Annotated in this window: 4 protein-coding genes; all 4 read right to left on the reverse strand. The window is 28.3% G+C overall.

Features of this window, described 5'->3' with window-relative positions; translation table 11 throughout:
• On the reverse strand, positions 1–362 hold a 362-nt coding region (locus ACH2CG_RS01100; protein WP_395061341.1), incomplete at its 3' end, for a hypothetical protein.
• Positions 363–367: 5 nt separating this feature from the next.
• The gene (locus ACH2CG_RS01105; protein WP_395061343.1) at positions 368–1,294 is read right to left on the reverse strand and encodes a hypothetical protein; all 927 of its coding nucleotides are present in this window, start codon (positions 1,292–1,294) and stop codon (positions 368–370) included.
• Between the two features lie 192 nt (positions 1,295–1,486).
• Positions 1,487–1,906 carry a hypothetical protein gene (locus ACH2CG_RS01110; protein ID WP_395061345.1) on the reverse strand — a complete coding sequence of 140 codons (420 nt, stop codon included), beginning with the start codon at positions 1,904–1,906 and terminating at the stop codon, positions 1,487–1,489.
• A gap of 178 nt (positions 1,907–2,084) precedes the next feature.
• Positions 2,085–2,636, reverse strand: a complete 552-nt coding sequence (locus ACH2CG_RS01115; RefSeq protein ID WP_395061347.1) for a hypothetical protein — start codon at positions 2,634–2,636, stop codon at positions 2,085–2,087.
• Positions 2,637–2,763 lie beyond the last annotated feature (127 nt).

The raw sequence follows: 2,763 nt of genomic DNA on the forward strand, positions 1-2,763 counted from the left end.
TTTTTTAAAATTGTTTCTTGTTGATGACTTTTAATTCTATAAAATGTTTTGTTATAATTATCTTTAATTTTAGAGATTTCTTTTGAAACTTGAATTTGATTTACATCATTTTTTGTTTTTTGTAATTTCTCTAATGTGTTTAAGGTTTCTTTACTTGTTGATTTTAATTGATTTACTTCAACGTTTAACAAATTAATATCATTATTTAATAATTCAGTTTGTTTGTTAAAATTGTTTATTTCAAGTTCTAATAATTGCTTTTTTTCGATAGGATAAAACAAAGAAAACACTATCATCAAAATTCCTCCTGAAAATAAAAACTTGTATAAGTTATCGGTATTTAAAAAGCTTGCAAAATCCATAATATCTATTTTATTGAATTTATTCTTTCTCTATCTACTTCTAAATCTATCATTGAGTTATTAATTCTATTTAATGTATCAGAATGTGTATTTGCAAAAGTAGTTAATTCATTGTCATTCTGAACGTTATTATTATTGCCACAAGCAATAGCCAAAATTGCTGAAAGTGCTACCAGTGTTTTACCAATAGGAAGTTTAAATTCAATATTACCTGGTGATTGTAAGTTCAGTCTAATTGAATTTTCTTCTATGTTTTCATTTAAGTTAAAATATGTATTTATTTCTTTACTTAATACTTGAATATTTTTAATCAACTCAATTAATGTTTCGACATTAATATCCTTTTGAGTTGTAATGTCTAAAACAAAATGTGCATTTCCATCTTTTAAATAAATATTATTAATTTCATTGTCAATATATTCACTATAATCATTTATTTGACTTATGCTATGTCTTGAAACTTTTATTTGTTGAAATATTGGGTTTAATAATTTTACAGATTTTATACTAATCCACTTAACTTTTTTTCTTTTTACGTGTTTGCAATTATTCTCATCTTCAAACTTGCTGTATGCTTCATCTTCTTCAATAATACCAAAAGCATATCTTGAAGATTTTCTACTTGGAATAATAACAATATCTCCTTTTTTGAGGTTTATAAATCGTACAAGTTTATTGTAAATTGCAGTAATCGTTCCTTTTGTACTTGTTTTATCATAATCCAAGTTTTCTATTTTTCCGATTTTTTCTTTGACAGCAACTTTTAATCCTGTATTTTTTAGTTCTTCAATTGAGATTTCATCCCAACCAATTCCTATAAAATTATTTTTGTAATACGTGTCAAAATATTCGCCGTAATCAGTTCTTACAAACCAATAATTTGTTTCTTGTGAAACACTTTCAACTCTTTTAACTAATTCTTCTACAATCATATATAAATTTTGTTTGTTGTTGTTTATTCGTATTTTCTGGGAACATATCCGCTAACGTTCCGCCGCTTCTCGTCAGTTGCGAACTTCGGAACGAATTATTTTCTGTTAAAGATAAAAATTCTTGCGAAACGGAAACGTGAACTTACCACAAAATTCGCAATTGCGAGAAACGGCTGTTATGCGTCGTGCTTTTTATTCTGGCCACTTCCATTCTTCACCTTCAATAATTTTCCAGCGCGATAATGATTCTCCGAGTTTATTTATTTCTGCGACCTCAAAATTGAGCGAAAACTCACTTCTGTAACCATTTACAATATCACCATGATTATCAATCAAAATTCTAAATATTGATTTTCCATTTGGTTCGACGCAAAACACTTTCACACTTAAATAGTAAGCCCATTTATCATCATCTTTTCCAATTTCGAATGTGATTTTGTCATGAATGTCTTTTGGAAAATCTCTTAAGCTTTGCGCAAAACTTTTAAAAACATCTTCATCGCTATAAAATTCCAATGAACTTTTAGAAATTCCATTAGAAAAACAAACTTCGAATTTCGCATCTTCTGTTTCGTCAATTCTTATTGCTTTTATTCGGAATAGGTTCTTCATTATTGAGGTTTTTTAGCATGACGCATAACGTTCCTAGGCTTTATGTCTGTTGCTGATTTTTGTCACAGACCAAAGCAAATATACCGAAAACTTTGAAAGAAAAACATGATTGAAAGAAAAAAGATAAGAGACCAAGCGTCCAAAAAAGCCCAAGCGCAGCAATAGCATAAAACCTGTGTTAGCGGCTGTTTTTTATTGGAAGCCAGTAATATCCATTTTTGAATGGTTCAAAGTATTCAGAATATTCATTTTTCAGTTTTTCAAAATTTTCTTTGGATAAAACTAATCCATCGAGAATTCTTTTACTTTGATAAATTGTACTACTTACTTTTAAATCTGCAAAATTGTCACTATTAAAAATTTCTCCGATTCCATATTGGTTTATATATTCAATTAGATTTTCATGTGCGATTCTGTCAGCTCCTTCAAATTCGAAAAGAGCCTCGCAGTAATCGATATCTAAATCTCGTAGAAATTGATAAAAAAAATTTCGTATTTCATAAAAATATGGAAATGATAATAATTTTTGATTTCCAGATACTTGCATATTATGCAACATCAATTCTAATGTACATTCAGTAAGATTTAAATTTCCATTCTCGTAAGTAATATGTTTATAAATTCCTATTTCAGTTCCATCACTCAAGATAATATTATCAATTTGTGACTTTACCTTTTCAGCATCTTCGATACCATTAAACTTTATTCCAAAAGACCAGACAAAAGCCATAATTTACTCATTTTTTTTTAAAATAGCCGCTAACGTCTTGTGGCTTGGCGTCAGTTGGGGATTTCGTAAGCCAAATTTATAAATTAAAGACCGAACTTCCAAGTACAAAACCAACTTTAAAGTTTGC

Origin of the sequence: Flavobacterium sp. (assembly GCF_043778725.1) — a bacterium.
In the GTDB taxonomy this organism is placed as follows: domain Bacteria; phylum Bacteroidota; class Bacteroidia; order Flavobacteriales; family Flavobacteriaceae; genus Flavobacterium.